18 protein-coding genes and 1 pseudogene are annotated in these 16,757 nt (G+C 59.0%); 15 read left to right on the top strand and 4 right to left on the bottom strand.

The window, feature by feature from the left end:
• Window positions 1-85: 85 nt before the first annotated feature.
• From F4827_RS22955 to F4827_RS22930, 6 genes are all read left to right on the top strand, one after another.
• Window positions 86-1,651, top strand: a complete 1,566-nt coding sequence (locus F4827_RS22955; RefSeq protein ID WP_183727524.1) for an MFS transporter — start codon at window positions 86-88, stop codon at window positions 1,649-1,651.
• A 192-nt stretch (window positions 1,652-1,843) separates the two neighbouring features.
• On the top strand, window positions 1,844-2,281 hold the full coding sequence (locus tag F4827_RS22950) for an AtaL-like protein (protein WP_183727526.1): 438 nt from the start codon (window positions 1,844-1,846) through the stop codon (window positions 2,279-2,281).
• A gap of 148 nt (window positions 2,282-2,429) precedes the next feature.
• The gene (locus F4827_RS22945; RefSeq protein ID WP_183727528.1) at window positions 2,430-2,942 is read left to right on the top strand and encodes a lactoylglutathione lyase family protein; all 513 of its coding nucleotides are present in this window, start codon (window positions 2,430-2,432) and stop codon (window positions 2,940-2,942) included.
• Between the two features lie 409 nt (window positions 2,943-3,351).
• On the top strand, window positions 3,352-4,458 hold the full coding sequence (locus F4827_RS22940; RefSeq protein WP_183727530.1) for an S-(hydroxymethyl)glutathione dehydrogenase/class III alcohol dehydrogenase: 1,107 nt from the start codon (window positions 3,352-3,354) through the stop codon (window positions 4,456-4,458).
• Window positions 4,459-4,468: 10 nt separating this feature from the next.
• Complete coding sequence (gene fghA / locus F4827_RS22935; RefSeq protein WP_183727532.1) at window positions 4,469-5,311, top strand: S-formylglutathione hydrolase; 843 nt, start codon at window positions 4,469-4,471, stop codon at window positions 5,309-5,311.
• 24 nt (window positions 5,312-5,335) lie between these two features.
• A complete protein-coding gene (locus F4827_RS22930) occupies window positions 5,336-5,935 on the top strand; it encodes a glutathione S-transferase family protein (protein ID WP_183727534.1) in 600 nt (199 codons plus the stop codon).
• 234 nt (window positions 5,936-6,169) lie between these two features.
• Here F4827_RS22930 and F4827_RS22925 read toward each other — a convergent pair whose 3' ends face one another.
• Window positions 6,170-6,796: a response regulator transcription factor gene (locus F4827_RS22925; protein ID WP_311674217.1), complete on the bottom strand. Its 627-nt coding sequence runs from the start codon at window positions 6,794-6,796 to the stop codon at window positions 6,170-6,172.
• A gap of 413 nt (window positions 6,797-7,209) precedes the next feature.
• Here F4827_RS22925 and F4827_RS22920 point away from each other — a divergent pair, with 413 nt between their 5' ends.
• From F4827_RS22920 to F4827_RS22905, 4 genes are all read left to right on the top strand, one after another.
• The gene (locus F4827_RS22920) at window positions 7,210-7,581 is read left to right on the top strand and encodes a YciI family protein (RefSeq protein ID WP_183727536.1); all 372 of its coding nucleotides are present in this window, start codon (window positions 7,210-7,212) and stop codon (window positions 7,579-7,581) included.
• A gap of 8 nt (window positions 7,582-7,589) precedes the next feature.
• The gene (locus F4827_RS22915; RefSeq protein WP_183727538.1) at window positions 7,590-8,468 is read left to right on the top strand and encodes an NAD(P)-dependent oxidoreductase; all 879 of its coding nucleotides are present in this window, start codon (window positions 7,590-7,592) and stop codon (window positions 8,466-8,468) included.
• Window positions 8,469-9,044: 576 nt separating this feature from the next.
• Window positions 9,045-9,215: a hypothetical protein gene (locus F4827_RS22910; RefSeq protein WP_183727540.1), complete on the top strand. Its 171-nt coding sequence runs from the start codon at window positions 9,045-9,047 to the stop codon at window positions 9,213-9,215.
• A gap of 56 nt (window positions 9,216-9,271) precedes the next feature.
• Window positions 9,272-10,195 (top strand): ketopantoate reductase family protein, encoded by a 924-nt coding sequence (locus F4827_RS22905; RefSeq protein ID WP_183727661.1) that lies wholly within the window; start codon window positions 9,272-9,274, stop codon window positions 10,193-10,195.
• A gap of 169 nt (window positions 10,196-10,364) precedes the next feature.
• Here F4827_RS22905 and F4827_RS22900 read toward each other — a convergent pair.
• A pseudogene (locus F4827_RS22900) lies at window positions 10,365-10,586 on the bottom strand (MFS transporter); the annotation flags it as partial.
• A 47-nt stretch (window positions 10,587-10,633) separates the two neighbouring features.
• On the opposite strand from F4827_RS22900, the gene F4827_RS22895 reads away from it, so the two are divergent.
• Window positions 10,634-10,750: a hypothetical protein gene (locus tag F4827_RS22895; protein WP_183727542.1), complete on the top strand. Its 117-nt coding sequence runs from the start codon at window positions 10,634-10,636 to the stop codon at window positions 10,748-10,750.
• A 109-nt stretch (window positions 10,751-10,859) separates the two neighbouring features.
• On the opposite strand, the gene F4827_RS22890 is transcribed toward F4827_RS22895, so the two are convergent.
• Window positions 10,860-11,876 carry a 1-aminocyclopropane-1-carboxylate deaminase gene (locus tag F4827_RS22890; RefSeq protein WP_183727544.1) on the bottom strand — a complete coding sequence of 339 codons (1,017 nt, stop codon included), beginning with the start codon at window positions 11,874-11,876 and terminating at the stop codon, window positions 10,860-10,862.
• Between the two features lie 165 nt (window positions 11,877-12,041).
• Here F4827_RS22890 and F4827_RS22885 point away from each other — a divergent pair, with 165 nt between their 5' ends.
• Complete coding sequence (locus tag F4827_RS22885; RefSeq protein WP_183727546.1) at window positions 12,042-12,542, top strand: Lrp/AsnC family transcriptional regulator; 501 nt, start codon at window positions 12,042-12,044, stop codon at window positions 12,540-12,542.
• 37 nt (window positions 12,543-12,579) lie between these two features.
• Here the strand turns inward: F4827_RS22885 and F4827_RS22880 are convergent, their stop codons facing one another.
• Window positions 12,580-13,686, bottom strand: a complete 1,107-nt coding sequence (locus F4827_RS22880) for a serine hydrolase (protein WP_311674222.1) — start codon at window positions 13,684-13,686, stop codon at window positions 12,580-12,582.
• A 304-nt stretch (window positions 13,687-13,990) separates the two neighbouring features.
• Here F4827_RS22880 and otnI point away from each other — a divergent pair, with 304 nt between their 5' ends.
• The 3 genes from otnI (at window position 13,991) to F4827_RS22865 (ending at window position 16,756) form a co-directional block, all read left to right on the top strand.
• A complete protein-coding gene (gene otnI, locus F4827_RS22875; protein WP_183727547.1) occupies window positions 13,991-14,776 on the top strand; it encodes a 2-oxo-tetronate isomerase in 786 nt (261 codons plus the stop codon).
• Window positions 14,777-14,846: 70 nt separating this feature from the next.
• Window positions 14,847-15,854, top strand: a complete 1,008-nt coding sequence (denD, locus tag F4827_RS22870; protein WP_183727548.1) for a D-erythronate dehydrogenase — start codon at window positions 14,847-14,849, stop codon at window positions 15,852-15,854.
• Window positions 15,851-16,756 carry an SMP-30/gluconolactonase/LRE family protein gene (locus F4827_RS22865; RefSeq protein ID WP_183727549.1) on the top strand — a complete coding sequence of 302 codons (906 nt, stop codon included), beginning with the start codon at window positions 15,851-15,853 and terminating at the stop codon, window positions 16,754-16,756. The genes denD and F4827_RS22865 overlap by 4 nt, the downstream gene beginning before the upstream one ends.
• Window position 16,757: the final 1 nt, after the last annotated feature.

Below are 16,757 nucleotides of genomic sequence, written 5' to 3'. Positions count from 1 at the left end.
TAGGGAAAGGCCTGCAACTTGATGTGTGGTGTGCGCGCCACCGAGCGGTACTCTTCGCTGACGTCCCACGGAAACCGAGCACGCTATGACAGACGCGATCATTGGCAGGAAGCCGTCTCTCAGCACTGATTTCCGGGAGCTCAAGACCCGACCGGTGGCCGCAATATTTGCCGTGTTGCTAGGCGCAATTATCTCCACACTGACGTCGCGTATTACTGTCCTCGGTTTGGCCGACATTCGTGGCGCACTTGGTGTCGGATTTGACGAGGGCGCCTGGATCAACACGACCTTCACCGTTGCCCAGATGTTCGTCGGACCGATCGCGGTCTGGGCGGCCTTTGTGATGGGGACGCGGCGCGTACTGCTCACGGGGGCCTGCACCTTTCTGCTTGCGGAGACTCTCCTGCCGCTCTCTGGCGGTTATCCCACATTTCTGGCTCTGCAGGCCTTGGCCGGTGCCGCTTCTGGAGTGTTTGTGCCCGTCACCGTAGGTTTCGTCATCCGGGCCCTGCCTCCGAATCTCGTTCCCTTCGGTGTCGCAGCTTACGCGATGAACCTGGAGATGTCCCTGAATCTTTCGGCGACTCTTGAAGGCTGGTATAGCGAGCATTTGTCTTGGCACTGGCTGTTCTGGCAAAACGCAGTACTGGCAGTGGGTTTCATTGCAGCCTTGCTGGCTGCCATGCCCGCCGAGCCGACGAAAGCACAGGCCGGGAAGGGCGATTACATCGGGATGTTGCTCGGAGCCACGGGCTTTAGTCTCCTCTATGCCGCGCTTGATCAAGGTGAGCGCTTGTTCTGGTTCCAGTCTCCAATCATTGGCTTGCTGGTGTATTGCGGGATCGTATTAATCGCAGCATTTATCGTGAGGGAATTCGTAGCAGAACATCCGGGTTTAGACCTGACATTTTTTCTAAGACGAAACGTTGCGCTGATGGTTTGCCTCGTTGTGCTGGTCCGACTGATGGTACTCAACACGAATTTCATACCGCCACTGTATTTGTCGATAGTACGTGGACTGAGGCCGTTGCAGGTTGGGGAGACCCTACGATGGGTGGCTATTCCTCAGTTCTTATTTGCTCCGATGGTCGCGATGGTGCTGCTCCGCATTGATCCACGAAAAATAATCGTGACGGGCTTTGCGACGATCGCGCTTGCATTCGCAATGGGAAGTCTAATCACGCCGGACTGGGCGGAGACTCAGTTCATACCGTCCCAGCTAATTCAGGCCCTTGGGCAGACCATGGCGCTTACGTCAATCATCTACTATTTCTCGAAGCACGTGACGCTGCAATACGCGTTGACATTTGGTGCTGTTGTGCAAACGGCGCGGCTGTTCGGTGGTCAAGTCGGCGCAACGTCGATTGGTGTTCTCGAACGTGTGCGTGAGCAGTTCCATTCCAATGTTCTGGGGCTCAAAGTCTCGTTGTACGACCCGCTGACGGTGAACCGACTCGTAGCCGAGAGCATCCCATTTGGGGCTGCGCCGCAAAGCGCCGCAGACATTCCGGGGTCAGCATTCGCCTTGTTAGACAGGGCCGTTCGCGTGCAGGCGACCACACTGGCACTCGCTGACAATTACCGCTTCGCATTTGCATGTGCGGTATCCGGCGTATGCCTCGCGCTTCTTTTGAAGCGCATAGACGGGTAGGCAACTGCCGCGGCGTGATGAGCAGAGAGATAAGGGTGAATTCCACGCCGCCACCTGGTGACCGAAGAAGTAAGCCAGTGCTGTTACGTTCTCGGTAACACCTCCTATGCAAAAAGAGAGATGCGAACGTGCTGGCGCTCTGTTAGTTTTTCATTGGCGATCGTGGAGTTTTGAATCTTTCCTGGAGACGACATGGCGCTCGCAATGCACCGCACGGCTTCAACGGCATCACCAAAGATCCTCTGGGAACTTCTGCTCGATAAAATCGAGAGTCCAGAAAGATACGTTCCCGATGTTACGTCCGCGGAGATCCTGAGGCGATACGCTGATAACGCTGTCGAGCGCATGATGCACGGGCCTGGCGATCCCATCCACGAATTGATTGTTTGGGACGCCCGGTCTATGACGATAGTCTTCAAACTTGTCGACCACCCGGTCTATCGAGGCTTCGTAACTAACATGATTCTGGTTACGGATAGTGGATGCGAACTCGATTTCACCATGAACTGGCAAGCGAAGAGGGGCTTGGATCCTGCGGATGCTCCGGACTGGCAGGCGATGCTGAAGGTTGCGGTGCTCAAGACCATTCACATGGCCGAATCTGGATTTGCGGGCCGACAATCGGATTAATGGGATTTGCAGGCCTCTCGCTCATGGTCCTGAGGCAGGAAGGATGAGCGTAACGGCGACGCTACCAGGTTATTGTAGACAAAGTCACTCGACGCGTTGCTGCTCGTATCGACGGACGCACATTGCTGCGGCTTAACGGAGGTTTCTCATGTCGCATGACAAAGCCTATCCGCGATCTTTCTCTCACATCGGGCTGTCCGTGCCTGACGTAGAGGCGGCTGTGAACTTTTACACGAGCGTTTTGGGCTGGTACCTCATCATGCCACCGACCACAATTACTGAGGATGAGTCAGCCGTCGGCGTGATGTGTACCGACGTGTTCGGAAAAGGCTGGGGAAATTTCAAAATCGCACACATGTCAACGGGAGATCGAATCGGAGTCGAGGTTTTCCAGTTCACTAACAGTGAAAATCCGCATAACAACTTTGAATACTGGAAGACGGGCATCTTTCATTTTTGTGTTCAGGATCCCGATGTTGAGGGTCTGGCGAAAGAAATTGTGGCGGCTGGCGGGAAGCAGCGAATGCCTGTGCGATTCTACTTTCCGGGCGAGAAGCCTTACCGAATGGTCTATATGGAGGACCCCTTCGGTAATATCCTCGAGATCTATTCGCATAGTTACGAACTCACTTACGCAGCAGGTGCGTATCAGTCCGTATAGTGCTGTGTTTGGTCAGGTACTGGCGAAAACAGTTCCGCGTTCATCCTCACCTCCAGCGGGTGTCGTTCCCCGCTTTTTTCTGGCCTGCAGAAATGCAGGCCTTTTTATCGACGTCCCAGCCGGAAACCTTGGCTCTCAGATCGGAAATGCGAGGCCGATGACGACAACCCAAGCGAAACACACAATTCGCGGTTTCACATCTCATTTGCGCCAACGGGCGTTCGCGGTCAGCCAAAGAGGTGACTCGAAGCATATTTCGTATCGGCGCATTGGGCCCGGCTCGAATTCTGAGCGGTCATGTCGACGCGGTCCACCTTTTGGGATAGGGCGTCTTAACCATCATTGGGCGCGCGCTAGCCGTGGCAACTGCCAGACTATAAAGATATTCAACCAGCCCGGGAGTCGTCAAATGAAGACCATGGCCGCAATCGCCTGGCGAGCAGGTGAGCCATTGACCGTTGAAGAGGTCGATCTTGACGGCCCCCGCGCGGGAGAGGTCCTGATTGAGGTAAAAGCTACAGGGGTGTGTCATACCGACTACTACACGCTCTCCGGAGCGGACCCGGAAGGCGTCTTCCCGGCGATTTTAGGTCATGAAGGAGCCGGCGTCGTCGTCGACGTCGGCGCCGATGTCCATTCCGTCCGGAAGGGCGACCATGTAATCCCGCTGTACACGCCCGAGTGCAGGCAGTGCAAGTTTTGTCTCTCGCGCAAGACAAACCTGTGTCAGGCTATCCGGTTAACACAAGGCCAAGGCTTGATGCCAGATGGCACATCTCGATTCTCCGTTGGAGGGGCGCCGCTCTTCCACTACATGGGAACTTCTACTTTTTCCAACTACATCGTAGTGCCCGAAATCGCGGTCGCCAGGGTTAGAGAGGATGCGCCTTTTGACAAGATCTGTTACATCGGCTGCGGTGTTACGACAGGCGTGGGCGCAGTGGTGTTCTCGGCAAAGGTGGAGGCCGGCGCCAATGTGGTGGTTTTCGGTCTGGGCGGCATAGGGCTGAATGTGATACAGGGTGCGAAGATGGTTGGCGCGAACAGAATTGTGGGCGTCGATATTAATCCGTCCCGTGTCCCGCTCGCGGAAAAATATGGCATGACTCATTTTGTGAATCCGACCGATGTTGACGAAGTTGTCGCGCGAATTGTTGAAATTACGGACGGCGGCGCGGACTACTCGTTTGAATGCATCGGTAGCGTAACTACCATGCGCCAGGCGTTGGAGTGTTGTCACAAGGGTTGGGGCGAGTCGTTCATTATCGGCGTGGCCGCTTCCGGTCAGGAAATCAGCACACGACCTTTTCAACTGGTGACCGGACGTCAGTGGAAAGGCTCAGCGTTTGGTGGTGCCCGGGGACGCACCGATGTACCCAGGATTGTTGACTGGTATATGGAAGGCAAGCTGAATATTGATGAGCTAATCACGCATCATCTCACGCTCGCGGACATCAATGAGGGGTTCAGTCTGATGAAACGGGGAGAATCCATACGATCGGTGGTCGTCTTCTAGGCCGAAAGTCATGAAACTGCTCAATCAGCACGCCAGTTTTTCTGGCTGGCAGCGTTTCTATCGGCACGACTCGACCATTATTGGCCTGCCAATGAGGTTTGGCTTGTTCGTTCCTGAAACCGGCAACCTTTCTAACGTTCCACTTCTCGTATGCCTTGCCGGCCTCTCATGCAATGAGGAGACGTTTGCCAGCAAGGCGGTCGCACAGGCGTACGCCTCCCAGGCGAAAATTGCTCTCCTTTTTCCGGACACCAGCCCGCGCGGAGCGAACATCCCGGGAGAATCCGAAAGTTGGGAATTTGGGGGCGGCGCAGGATTTTATCTGGACGCTACCGAGCCTCCGTGGTCCTCGTTCTACAAGATGGAAAGTTATATCGTCAAGGAACTGATTCCGATCGTCGTCGCCGAGTTTGGGTTGGGTCGATCGTTTGTGGGAATCACCGGTCACTCCATGGGAGGGCACGGCGCTCTAACCCTCGCTTTCAAGTATCCACGAATATTCGGCTCGGTGAGTGCCTTCGCGCCAATTTGCTCGGCAATGCGCTCCCCGTGGGGCCGGCATGCGCTTCCTCGTTATCTTGGTGGTAACGAGCAGGCGTGGCGGCGCGCCGACGCCTGCGAGCTTTTGACGTCGACCGGTGTGCGCTTTCCCGATGGGATTCTGATAGATCAAGGCATGGCAGACGAGTATGTTCATTCGCAGTTGAAACCTGAATTGTTAGAGGAGGCGTGCCGGATTGCCGGGCAATCGGTTACTTTGCGAAGACACGAGAGATTTGATCACAGCTACTACTTTGTATCGACCTTTGTGGCCGACCATGTTTCGTGGCACGCCAAAGCTGCTGGTAGATGAGAGTGCCATCATCCGGAGGATCAAATGCGCCGCCTTTATGATTTTGAACTGTCGGGAAGCTGCTACAAAGTTCGCCTGTTTTTGTCATTTCTTGGGCTTGACTACGAGAAAGTACCCGTGGATTTCGTGAACAAGGAGCACAAGACGGAAACGTATCTCAAGCTTAACCCGTTTGGGGAAATACCAATTTTTGAAGATGATGACTTGCGTTTAAGAGATGCCCAGGCCATTCTCGTCTATCTTGCAAAACGTTACGATACGACGAATTCATGGTATCCCGATAATGCCGAAGCGATGGGAAAAATCAGCCAGTGGCTGTCGACAGGCGGCGGTGAAATCATGAACTCAGCCGGTGCCCGCCTGGTGAAGATATTGAATTATCAAATGGATTTGCCGAAGCTGCAGGCGGGAGCCGTGAGAGCCTTCGAAATACTTGACCATCATCTGGCGGACCGGGAATGGGTTGAACTTGGACAGCCGACAATCGGGGATATTGCGTGTTTTCCGTATACCGCACTTGCTGGTGAAGGAGGAATAGATATGAGCAAATTCAAAAATATTGCAAGGTGGGTCGAACGGATGAAAGGGTTGCGCAATTTCATCTCTATGCCAGGGATCGGCTAGCTGGAGTTTGCGCGTGACGCCGTGCTGCTAGTCCAGATAAGTTTGAAACTTCAATGCGATTGTCGTCACGGCAGCGAGGGGCTGTCTATCCCGTCGATGCACCACCTCTGAGTGTTACCCCTCGCTGAACATGAGGCGCCCGGCCTGGCGACGCGAGGGCGCTCCGGCTAGCGCAGATCGCCTGCAATTGTGTTTTTGTCTCACGATGTTGAGGACGATATTTTGCGCCGGACTTCAGTCTTCAATGAGGCCCCTACGGCGGGCAATCGCTACCGCTTCTGTACGGCTGGTCGCATCCAGTTTTCCCAGAATTGTCGCAATGTGCGTTTTTACCGTCCCCTCCGTTATCTCGAGGTTTGACGCAATGCGCTTATTCGACTCGCCGTTTGCTACATGGGTGAGGATTTCAGTCTCTCGGTCTGTCAACTCAAGCGACGCAAACCGGTTGACCAGTTTAGCCGCAACGTTGGAAGGAATATAGTTTTGACCCCGATTCACGGCCTTGATACAGTCTATGAGCTCGTCAGGCTTTGCGTCCTTCAGAACATAACCTTTGGCGCCGGCTTTCATCCCGCGATAGATGTCTTCATCACCATCGAACGTGGTGAGAATTACGACTGCGGCATTGGAATTTATCGATTTGATTTGCGTGATTGCAGCCACGCCACCCATCTCAGGCATCCGCAAATCCATCAAGACGACATCCGGCCGGTGCGTGCGGTACATTTCCACGGCTTCCACGCCATTATTGGCTTCGCCGATCACTTCGAATCCTGCATAGTGTGTCAGGAGCGCTGCGATCCCCGCGCGGACGATTGTATGGTCGTCGGCGATCATGACGGAAAGTACCTTCTGGTCCACATTGTCTCCCGACCGTTTCGCCTTGCGAAGGATGTTTTGCCCTGAATCGGATTGGCGGATCTCCAACGCGATTCTGGATATTATCCTCCGTTCCTCGCTGAATGGCGATTCCTTCAAAACGCCGGTCAAAATGTAGCTCTTCTAAGTAGCCGGACCTCTATCTTTTGATTGCCACTCGCGGGCCAATGTCATCTTGCGAACGCGGTTCCTGACGGTCACTAGCAGATTCGGCGAGGGCTGGTTGTCGCCCGGAAGCACTCATAGTGGTTAACCTGAATATCTCTCGTCAATGAAAACCATCACCATTCGTCGTATATTTGCAAACACAAGCATTGCAGTTGAAAGTAATTTTTGCGTCGCTAGTGTAGTTGGAGGATGCGAGACGATTTGCTAACCAAACTGATGGAAAGACAATGACCGGTACACTTCAGGAGGTTCTTGCAAGGATGCTCAACCTCAAGCTTGTTGTCATGCTTCGCGAGTCAACCGGGAGGCAAATGAGTGACCTCGATCTGAGCGCGCATTTGGATTGGATGGTCGCAAAGGAAAAGGAGGGGCTCATCTTCGCGTCGGGGCCATTTCTAAGTAGCGGAGCTCCCCCTGGTGCAAGCGGCGGACTAACAATTCTACGAGTCACTGGCCTCGACCAGGCGCGCGAAGTGGCCGAAACAGATCCACTGGTCAGTCAAGGCGTCATCACTTATCAACTGCGCGAATGGCTTCTGATGGAAGGCGGGCTAACGATGAAGGTTTCGTTTTCTAACGGCGCAGCGTCAGTTGAGTAGAGGACAAGATGACCAGGTTATTGAAGACGCAGACTTCTCATGTCGGAATCATCGGGCTGGGAGCAGTCGGTACCGAGATCGCAAAACACCTATTGGGGCGTCAAGTGTATGTCAACGCCTTCCGACGCTCCCCAATGGAAGAGTTTGTCCGTGAAGGTGGGATAGCCTGTTCTAGCGCAGAAGCGGTAGTTCGTTCGTCGCGAGTGGTCCTCCTGACATTGCCAGATGGTGACGCTGTAGAGTCCCTTTTTCGTGATGAGGGGTTTCTCGGTGCTCTAACTCCCGATCATGTCATCGTTAGCCTTGGAACGTACCCTTTGGAGTTGAAAGAACGTGCACGCGTTATCGCCGCGAATTATGGCGCAAGTATGCTCGATTGCGAGGTTAGCGGGACGCCGTTCATGATTGCGGCCCGGCAGGCGAGTGTATTCGTGTCCGGTAACGAGTCTGCTTTTGCTGCGATAGCGCATGTATTTGATGCATGGGCCGACAGGGTAATGTTCTTGGGTGATTTCGGGGCAGCTGCGACTATGAAGCTGCTGGCAGTTCAACTTGTGGCAATCCATACAGCGGCTGCTGCCGAGGCTATCGCCCTGGGAACACGTTATGGCCTTGACGCACAATCGATTGTGCAAACCTTGTCAACGTCTGCAGCAGGTTCCTCTATGCTGGCGGTTCGTGGCCCAAGCATGGCCAGGGAAAACTTCAGTCCTCAGGGCGGGACCATCGCGTCTTTTGCCAAATCTCTGGAACTTGTGCGCCAGTTGGCTGCTGATGCGCATGCCCCCACGCCATTACTTGATACGGCGGAAAGTTGCTACCGGCAGGCCGCATCGTTAGGGTTTAACGCAGCGGACATCAGTTCGGTGCTGCGCGTATTCGCCTGAGGTAGGCAGTCGTTCAGCCGCGTTTAAGGAACTGCTCGCGTCCGGCTGTTTATCTTAACGCGGTCTCCCAGCGACAGCGGGTCACGACAGACGCGCCCGCTATGCCTGCGGGCGTTGCTTTAACTCCACCGGGGTGGAGTCGCTAAGCATATCTTACTGTTGCGCCTGAAAGCCCACATTGAATCCTCCATCCGCGGCCCTCTCCTGAGCAGCGCCCCGCGCTAATTCCCTATCGTGGCTCAAAAACGACGCGTATCACCGCTTTCGGCATAATATTCAGAACCACAAAATGGCGCATTTTTTGTCCGCTTATGGCGGCAATCGTGCCAACTGATGCTTCCGTGTTCAGCACTCGGCGATGGTCGCGCAGGCCTGAAGATGCTGGAAGGTGTAGGTCATGCCCAAAGGTAATGCCTTTTGCCAGAATCGGAAATTTTTGGTTACCCGAGGGACGCTGATAATCGATCGACGATTCAAGATGCCCGATTCGACAGGCTCAACAAACCGGAGATCGCGCAATGACAGGCAGCGCGCCGCAGCAGATTCAATCCCGGCAATCCCCGGCAGACGTGGACAGTGCGCGATGCGGTCATCGACTTCACGCGCATCGGCGCGCTCCTCGATGGCTGTGCGCGTCCCGCCTTCGTGGTGGGCGGCGCGGTGGAGGACGTCGTGGCGTTGGCCGGTGCGCTACGCGAAGCGTTGGCTGTACAGTGGCCAGCCTTGGTGGAAATCGTCGTCGGCTGACGACTTCGGATAAAACAACGTGACAACGTGTGAAGGAGACTGCAATGCATGAAACGATGGAGATAGCGATTCTCGGCGCGGGGGCGATGGGGTCGTTGTTCGGCGGTCTGCTGGCGGAGGCGGGGCACGATGTCACGCTGCTCGATATCGACGAAGCGCATCTGGAGGCGATCCGCCGCGACGGCCTGCGCCTGTCCACCGACAGGGGCGAGCGTGTGGTCGTGAAGTTGCGCGCGCTGCGTCCCGAAGCGGCGCAGCGCGCGCCCGAGCTGCTGATCGTCTTCACGAAGACGATGCACACCGAAGCGGCGCTCGATGCGGCGCGTGCTTTGATCGGCCCGCATACCTCGGTGCTGTCACTGCAGAACGGGCTGGGCAATGTCGAGCGCCTTGCGCGCAGCGTGCCGCGCGAACGCATCATGGTGGGCGTGACGACGTGGCCCGCCGACAAACCTTCGGCGGGCCGTGTGAGTTCGCATGGCAGCGGCATGACGCGCCTGATGAGCGCCGATGGCGAAACGCGCGTGAGCGTCGCGCGCACGGTGGCGGCGCTCAACTCGGCGGGCCTGGCATGCAGCGCCGACCCTGACGTGTGGATCACGATCTGGGAAAAGGTCGCGTTCAATGCGGCGCTCAACAGCCTCTGCGCGATCACGCAATGCACGGTGGGCGAACTCTCGAACGTGCCCGACGGCCCTGAGCTCGCGCTGAAGATCGTCGCCGAAGTGGCTGCGGTCGCGCGCGCCACTGGCGTTGCCGTCGACGAGACGCATATGGTCGCGAACGTGCGCCATGCGCTGGCGAATCATCGCTCGCATCGGCCATCGATGTTGCAGGACGTGCTGGCGGGCCGCAGGACCGAAATCGAGGCGATCAACGGCGCGGTTGTCGAGGCCGCGCGCGCCGTATCGATGGCAGTGCCTTGCACGCAAACATTGCTGCAACTCGTGCGTCTGGTGGACGCCAGCTTGACGCGCTAAAGCGCGCATGCACACGCAACAAAAACGATGGGGAGACTTCGATGTGATTGGCGCGCTGGCTTGCGCTCTGGCGATTTCGCGCTGGGGATCGCGCTGGCCGATGCTGTTGTGCTGCGCAGGCGGTGCGGCGAGTGCGTCGATGATTCCCGGCGTGGGCGCGAAGACCGCTTCAAGCCACTTCCACCCGCTTGATCTCCTTCACGATGACGAGATAGCTGAAGACCGTGACCGCAGCGTTCACGCCGCCGAATGCCAGCGCGCTGTCGAACGAACCGGTTTTCGCCACCAGATAGCCGATCACGATGGGCGTGACGATGCCGCCCACGTTGCCGAACATATTGAAGATCGAACCGGACAGGCCGATGGCTTGCTTCGGCGCGGTATCGGCGACATCCTTCGGGGCGTTGCCTGTTCGCAGTCGGGCAGTGGTCGCCGACCATGAGCGTCTATCGCATCGATGCGAAGACGGGCGCGTTGCATGAGACCAGACAGTATCCGGTGGGCAAGGGCGCGAACCGGGTCGAGGTGGTGAATTACGCGGGATCGAACGACTAGCCCTGAACGGGATAGCGCGCGATCACGGCGCACACCTGTGGAAGCGATCAGGGCGCGCGCAGCCGCGATGTGCGCGAGGCGTCGACATCGAAGGCGGCGCGCATGATGCTCAACCGTCGCGAAACAGGAAGCTATACGCGTTGAGCGCGGGCACGCCGCCCAGATGCGCATAGAGCACCTTCGAGCCTTCCGGAAACTCGCCCAACCGCACCTTGTCGATCATTCCCTGCATCGATTTGCCCTCGTAGACCGGATCGGTCAGCATCCCTTCGAGCCGCGCGCATAGCCGGATCGCTTCCAGCGTCCCGTCGTTCGGCAGGCCATATTCCGGGCCGCCATAGCGCGTGTCGAGCACGATGTCGTGGTCGCGAACCGGCTTGCCGAGCTCGACGATTTCAGCCGTATGACGTGCGATGCGGGCGATCTGGTCGCGCGTCTGCGCCGGCTTGGCCGATGCGTCGATGCCGATCACGCGATCGGCGCGCCCATCCTTTGCGAAGCCCACCACCATGCCGGCCTGCGTGCTCCCCGTCACCGAGCATACGACGATGTAGTCGAAGCGCATGCCCATCTGCGCTTCCTGCTCGCGCACTTCCTCGGCGAAGCGCACGAAGCCCAGCCCGCCAAGCGGATGTTCCGAACAACCCGCCGGAATCGGGAACGGTTTGCCGCCCGCACGGCGCACGCTTTCGAGCGCGTCTTCCCAACTGGGCCGGATGCCGATGTCGAAACCATCGGGCACGAGCCGCACGTCCGCACCCAGGATGCGCGACATTTCGATATTGCCGACGCGGTCGTACACCGCATCGTGATAGTTGACCCAGTTCTCCTGCACGAGCACGCATTTGAGCCCGAGATGCGCGGCCACGGCGGCCACCTGGCGCGTCTGGTTCGACTGGATGCCCCCAATCGAAACCAGCGTGTCGCAACCCTGTTCGAGCGCCTGCGGGATCAGGTATTCGAGCTTGCGCGTCTTGTTGCCGCCAAAGGCGAGGCCGCTATTGCAGTCTTCGCGCTTCGCATACAACTCGACCTTGCCGCCGAGATGCGCGGACAAACGCTTGAGCGGCTGGATCGGGCTGGGGCCGAACGTGAGTGGATAACGGGGAAATCGGTCGAGGTTCATGTGTCGCTCCCTGGTTTATCGAGGATGGATTGTTCCGTCGCGATAGAAGGATGATAGAAATGCACGCGAAAAATGAGCTTGCGAAATAAATATCGATTACTTACTTTGGAGGCGTGAAGTCATCAGCCGACAAACTTTTCGTTCGTCTTGTATGGGAAGCACGCAATGAAATTAGCCCGCAAAACCGACGCCGCCGCGCCTGCCGCGCCGGTGCTGGACCGCATCGATCGCGCGATCCTGCGGCAGTTGCAAACGGATGCGTCGATCTCGAACGTGAGTCTGGCGAGCAAGGTGAAGCTGAGCGCGCCGGCCTGCCTGCGGCGGGTGGAGCGGCTCAAGGAGATGGGCTTGATTCGCAGCGTGGTGGCGCTGCTCGATCCGAAAGCGCTGGGCGCGGGGATGGTGGTGGTGATCGGCTTCGTGCTCGATCGATCGACGCCCGAGGCCTTCGCCGAATTCGAGAAGGCGGCGCGCAAGGTCTCAGGCTGTATGGAGTGTCACGTGGTGACGGGCGAATTCGATTACTTCATGCTGGTGCGCACGCGCGACAGCGAAAGCTTCAACCGGCTGCATGCGGAGCAGTTGCTGTATCTGCCGGGCGTGCGGCAGGTGCGATCCTTCATGGTGCTCAAGGAGATTCTGTCGACGCATGCGCTGCCGTTGTAATGGTTTGCGAAGCGGTAGCGCAACGGCTTTGCTGGGGCTAACGCAGCGAGCAATTGAGCCAGTGCGAAATCCGTTCGCCGTCCAGACGCGAGCCTTCGGCGCTCGCGCTGTCGAGCATCGTCACGATCACGGGGCGGCGGCCATGCACCATCAAGCGCATCACCATGTTGTGGCCGGATTCGTTGATGAAGCCGGTTTTCTGCACGCTCGCCTGGACGCGGCCATAACGCACGAGACGGTTGCTGCTCACATATTGAAGCTCGCCGTGGCCGGTCGGCACCTGTTGCTCGTCGTCGGTCGAATAGCGCCGGATCAGCGGATAGCCATTGGCCGCGCGCACCAGATTCGCCAGTTCGCGCGCGGTGGAGACGTTGTGCGGCGAGAGGCCCGTGGCGTTGACGAAGTGCGTGTGCGCCATGCCGAGGCTGCGCGCCTTGGCGTTCATCGCGGCGACGAAGGCGGGGCGGCCGCCCGGATAGTCGCGCGAGAGTGCCGCCGCCGCGCGGTTCTCGGACGACATCAGCGCGATATGCAGCATGTCGGCGCGCGTGAGGCTCGAACCGACCGAGAGGCGCGAGCTGGTGAACTTGAGCGTGTCCAGATCGGCGCTGGTGACGCCGATGCGTTGCGCGAGCGGCGCGCGGCGCTGGTCGAGCCAGACTACGGCGGTCATCAGCTTGGAGACCGAAGCGATGGGTACGACGTGATCGGCGTTGCGCGCATAGAGCTGCGTGTGCGTCTGTTCATCGACGATATAGACATTGCGCGAAAAGAGCCGCGTGCGCGAGGCCATCGTGAAGCCGCAGCGCGCGAGCAGGCGCGGCGCGTTGGCGCTTGAAGCGCTCGCGACAGTCGGCAGGGCCGTTGTGCCGAGGGAGGCGCGCGACGGCGGCAGGTGGCGGGGTCTGGTGCGCTGCGCTGCTTTCGCTCGCCGTTTCGCCTCCGGCAGCTTGCTCGTGACGACGGCGGGCGTGGCGCGATGCACCGGACGCGGCTTGCGCGTGAGTTTTTTCTTCTTCGCCGCGACATGCGCGTGGGGCACGCCGTGGTGCGAGCGTGGCGTGGCGGCGAGACTGGCGCTCGCCGTGAAGCTGGCGAGTAGCAGGGCGCAGAGGGCAAACGAAAGGCGGGAAAGGGAGATCACCGGCAGAGGTAGTTGAAGCGGGTACGAACGGGTACGAATGCGTATGAATGCCCACGCATGGGCTGAATGCGCGGCGCGCACACGAGAGGCTCCATATTACATGCCATGTAAGGCTCGGTGCAGTTTGTTGTCGGACGGCCGGATGGCGCAAGCGTGTTACCGGTCTCAGGGTTATCGCGGATGCTGGCGTAGTGAGGCGCTTTTAGAATGATTTGCTGCCAGTTTTGTGAAATGCGTGGTGAAATGCGTTGTGAAAAGCGCTGTGAAGCCAGTTTTACCACCTCGTTCGTCCCCGGAGTTTTCGATGCCTCGTTTTGCCGCCAATCTGTCCATGATGTACACCGAGCACGCTTTTCCAGACCGTTTCGCGGCGGCGGCGCATGACGGTTTCGAGGCGGTCGAGTATCTGTTTCCCTACGAGTACACGCCCGAGGAATTGAAGGCGCGGCTCGATGCGGCAGGGCTCACGCAAGTGCTGTTCAACACGCAGCCGGGCGACTGGGCCAACGGCGAGCGCGGCATTGCCTCCTTGCCCGGCCGCGAAGACGAATTCCGCCGCAGCATCGATCAGGCGCTGGCCTATGCGCGCGTACTCGGCAACCGCAAGCTGCACGTCATGGCGGGGATCGTCGCGTCGCCCGAACTGCGCGCGGCGCAGCGCGAAACGTATCTGAAGAACCTCGCCTTCGCGGCGCAGGCCGCACAGGCCGAAGGCGTCACGATCCTGATCGAGCCGATCAACCCGCGCGACATGCCGGGCTATCTGCTCAATCGCCAGGATGACGCGCACGCCATCTGCAAGGAAATCGGTGCGCCCAATCTCCAGGTCCAGTTCGACTGCTATCACTGCCAGATCGTCGAAGGCGATCTGAGCGTGAAGCTCGAACGCGATATGTCGGGCATCGGTCATATCCAGATCGCGGGCGTGCCCGGTCGCAACGAGCCCGATCGTGGCGAGCTCAACTATCCCTGGCTGTTCGAGCGCATCGATGCGCTCGGCTATACCGGCTGGATCGGCTGCGAGTACCGTCCGCGCACGACGGCGTCGGCGGGTCTCGGCTGGATCCGGCCTTATATGCCGGCGCGCTGACGTCATTTGGCGGCGCGCAGGTCCGTTTCAGTCGTCGCAGTTCCCACAAGCATGAACGGAGCAATCGAACATGAAAGTGCTGATTACCGGTGGTGCGGGGTTTCTGGGGCAACGTCTTGCGCGCGATCTGCTCGCGCGCGGCGCGTTGCGCAAGACATTGCAGAACGCCGGCACGCCCGAGCCGATCACCGAGCTGATTCTGCTCGACACCACGCCCGCGGCGTCGCCTTTGCCTGACGATGCGCGCGTGCGCGTCGAAACCGGCGATGTGGCGGATCGTGCGGTGCTGGAGCGCCTGATCGACACGGAGACGGCCGTGATCTTCCATCTGGCCGCCATCCTGAGCGCCGAGGCGGAAGCGGAGTTCGATCTGGGCCTGCGCATCAATCTCGATGGCACGCGTGCGCTGCTCGAAGTCTGCCGCGCGCGCGGACATCATCCGCGACTCGTCTTCACCAGTTCGGTGGCGGTCTACGGCGGCGCGCTGCCCGAGGAAGTGCAGGACGATACCGCGCTCGATCCGCAGTCGTCGTATGGCGTGCAGAAGGCAATGGCCGAACTGCTGATCGGCGATTATTCGCGGCGCGGTTTCGTCGATGGGCGCGTGCTGCGCCTGCCGACCGTCGCGGTGCGGCCGGGGCGTCCGAGCGGCGCGGCGTCGTCGTTCGCGAGCGGCATCGTGCGCGAGGCGCTAAACGGCGAGACGGCCGTGTGCCCCGTGAGCGGCTCGACCAGCATCTGGCTGCTGTCGCCGCGCAAGGCGGTGCAGTGCCTCGTAACGGCCAGCGAGATCGATGCGCAAGCGCTGGGCACGCGGCGCATCGTCAATCTGCCGGGCGTATCGACGACGGTGGACGAAATGATCGAAGAGCTGAGCAAGTTCGGCGGCCTGAAGGCCGTGGGGCGCGTGGAGTGGGTGCCCGACGAGGTGATCGAGCGCATCGTCAGCAGTTGGCCGTCGAGCTGGAACGTCACGCGCGCGAAAAAGCTGGGCTTCTCGGGCGATGCGTCGTTCCATGCCATCGTCAAGGCCTACGTGGAAGACGAACTGCCCTGGGCGGAAAAGAAACGCGCATGAAGCAGAACGACTACGAGGTGCACGACGCGCGCTTTCGCTCGCTGATCCAGGCGAACGCGCCGCTGGAAAAGATCGCCGGCGATTGCCTCTGGACCGAGGGGCCGGCGTATTTTCCGGCGTGGGACATGCTGGTGTGGAGCGACATTCCCAACAACCGCATGATGCGCTGGGCGCCCGGCATGGGCGTGGGCGTGTTTCGCATCAACGCGAATTTCAGCAACGGCAACACGCGCGACCATGAAGGCCGGCTCGTGAGCTGCGAGCACGGCCGGCGCTGCATTTCACGCACGGAGCACGACGGCAGCGTGGCGGTGCTGGTTTCGCACTTTGAAGGCCGACGCTTCAATTCGCCGAACGATCTGATCGTCGATTCGCAGGGCACGATCTGGTTCACCGATCCCGACTACGGGATCATGAGCGACTACGAAGGTTTTCGCGCGGATGGCGAACTTGGCGGCTGTCATGTCTACGCGCTCGCACGCGGTGAACGCGAAGCGCGGCGCGTTGCCGACGATTTCGTCAAGCCGAACGGGCTGGCGTTTTCGCCGGACGAGTCGCGGCTTTATATCGCCGATTCGGGCGCGTCACACGTGGAGGGCGGCCCGCGCCATATCCGCGTGTTCGACGTCGAGGGCGGCGTGCTGCGCAATAGCCGCGTCTTCATCGAAATGTCGAATGGCATGCCGGACGGCTTTCGCGTGGACGAATACGGCAACGTCTGGAGCAGCGCCGCAGACGGCGTGCATTGTTACTCGCCGCAAGGCGAGCTGCTTGGCAAGATCCTGCTGCCGGAAGTGGTGTCGAACCTCACGTTCGGCGGCCTGAACCGCAACCGGCTGTTTATTACCGCGACCTCGTCGGTCTATTCGGTCTACGTGGGCGTGCGCGGCGCGGGGCGCTGAA

Origin of the sequence: Paraburkholderia bannensis (assembly GCF_014200455.1) — a bacterium.
GTDB lineage: Bacteria > Pseudomonadota > Gammaproteobacteria > Burkholderiales > Burkholderiaceae > Paraburkholderia > Paraburkholderia bannensis_A.
The sequence above is the reverse complement of the archived record's forward strand: the minus strand, read 5'-3'. Positions and strand labels throughout refer to the sequence as shown.

Bases quoted from the DNA above. Each gene is read 5' to 3' on its own strand.
- F4827_RS22955 (WP_183727524.1), top strand. From the start codon at position 86: ATGACAGACGCGATCATTGGCAGGAAGCCGTCTCTCAGCACTGATTTC.
- F4827_RS22950 (WP_183727526.1), top strand. From the start codon at position 1,844: ATGGCGCTCGCAATGCACCGCACGGCTTCAACGGCATCACCAAAGATC.
- F4827_RS22945 (WP_183727528.1), top strand. From the start codon at position 2,430: ATGTCGCATGACAAAGCCTATCCGCGATCTTTCTCTCACATCGGGCTG.
- F4827_RS22940 (WP_183727530.1), top strand. From the start codon at position 3,352: ATGAAGACCATGGCCGCAATCGCCTGGCGAGCAGGTGAGCCATTGACC.
- fghA (WP_183727532.1), top strand. From the start codon at position 4,469: ATGAAACTGCTCAATCAGCACGCCAGTTTTTCTGGCTGGCAGCGTTTC.
- F4827_RS22930 (WP_183727534.1), top strand. From the start codon at position 5,336: ATGCGCCGCCTTTATGATTTTGAACTGTCGGGAAGCTGCTACAAAGTT.
- F4827_RS22920 (WP_183727536.1), top strand. From the start codon at position 7,210: ATGACCGGTACACTTCAGGAGGTTCTTGCAAGGATGCTCAACCTCAAG.
- F4827_RS22915 (WP_183727538.1), top strand. From the start codon at position 7,590: ATGACCAGGTTATTGAAGACGCAGACTTCTCATGTCGGAATCATCGGG.
- F4827_RS22905 (WP_183727661.1), top strand. From the start codon at position 9,272: ATGGAGATAGCGATTCTCGGCGCGGGGGCGATGGGGTCGTTGTTCGGC.
- F4827_RS22895 (WP_183727542.1), top strand. From the start codon at position 10,634: ATGAGCGTCTATCGCATCGATGCGAAGACGGGCGCGTTGCATGAGACC.
- F4827_RS22890 (WP_183727544.1), bottom strand. From the start codon at position 11,876: ATGAACCTCGACCGATTTCCCCGTTATCCACTCACGTTCGGCCCCAGC.
- F4827_RS22885 (WP_183727546.1), top strand. From the start codon at position 12,042: ATGAAATTAGCCCGCAAAACCGACGCCGCCGCGCCTGCCGCGCCGGTG.
- otnI (WP_183727547.1), top strand. From the start codon at position 13,991: ATGCCTCGTTTTGCCGCCAATCTGTCCATGATGTACACCGAGCACGCT.
- denD (WP_183727548.1), top strand. From the start codon at position 14,847: ATGAAAGTGCTGATTACCGGTGGTGCGGGGTTTCTGGGGCAACGTCTT.
- F4827_RS22865 (WP_183727549.1), top strand. From the start codon at position 15,851: ATGAAGCAGAACGACTACGAGGTGCACGACGCGCGCTTTCGCTCGCTG.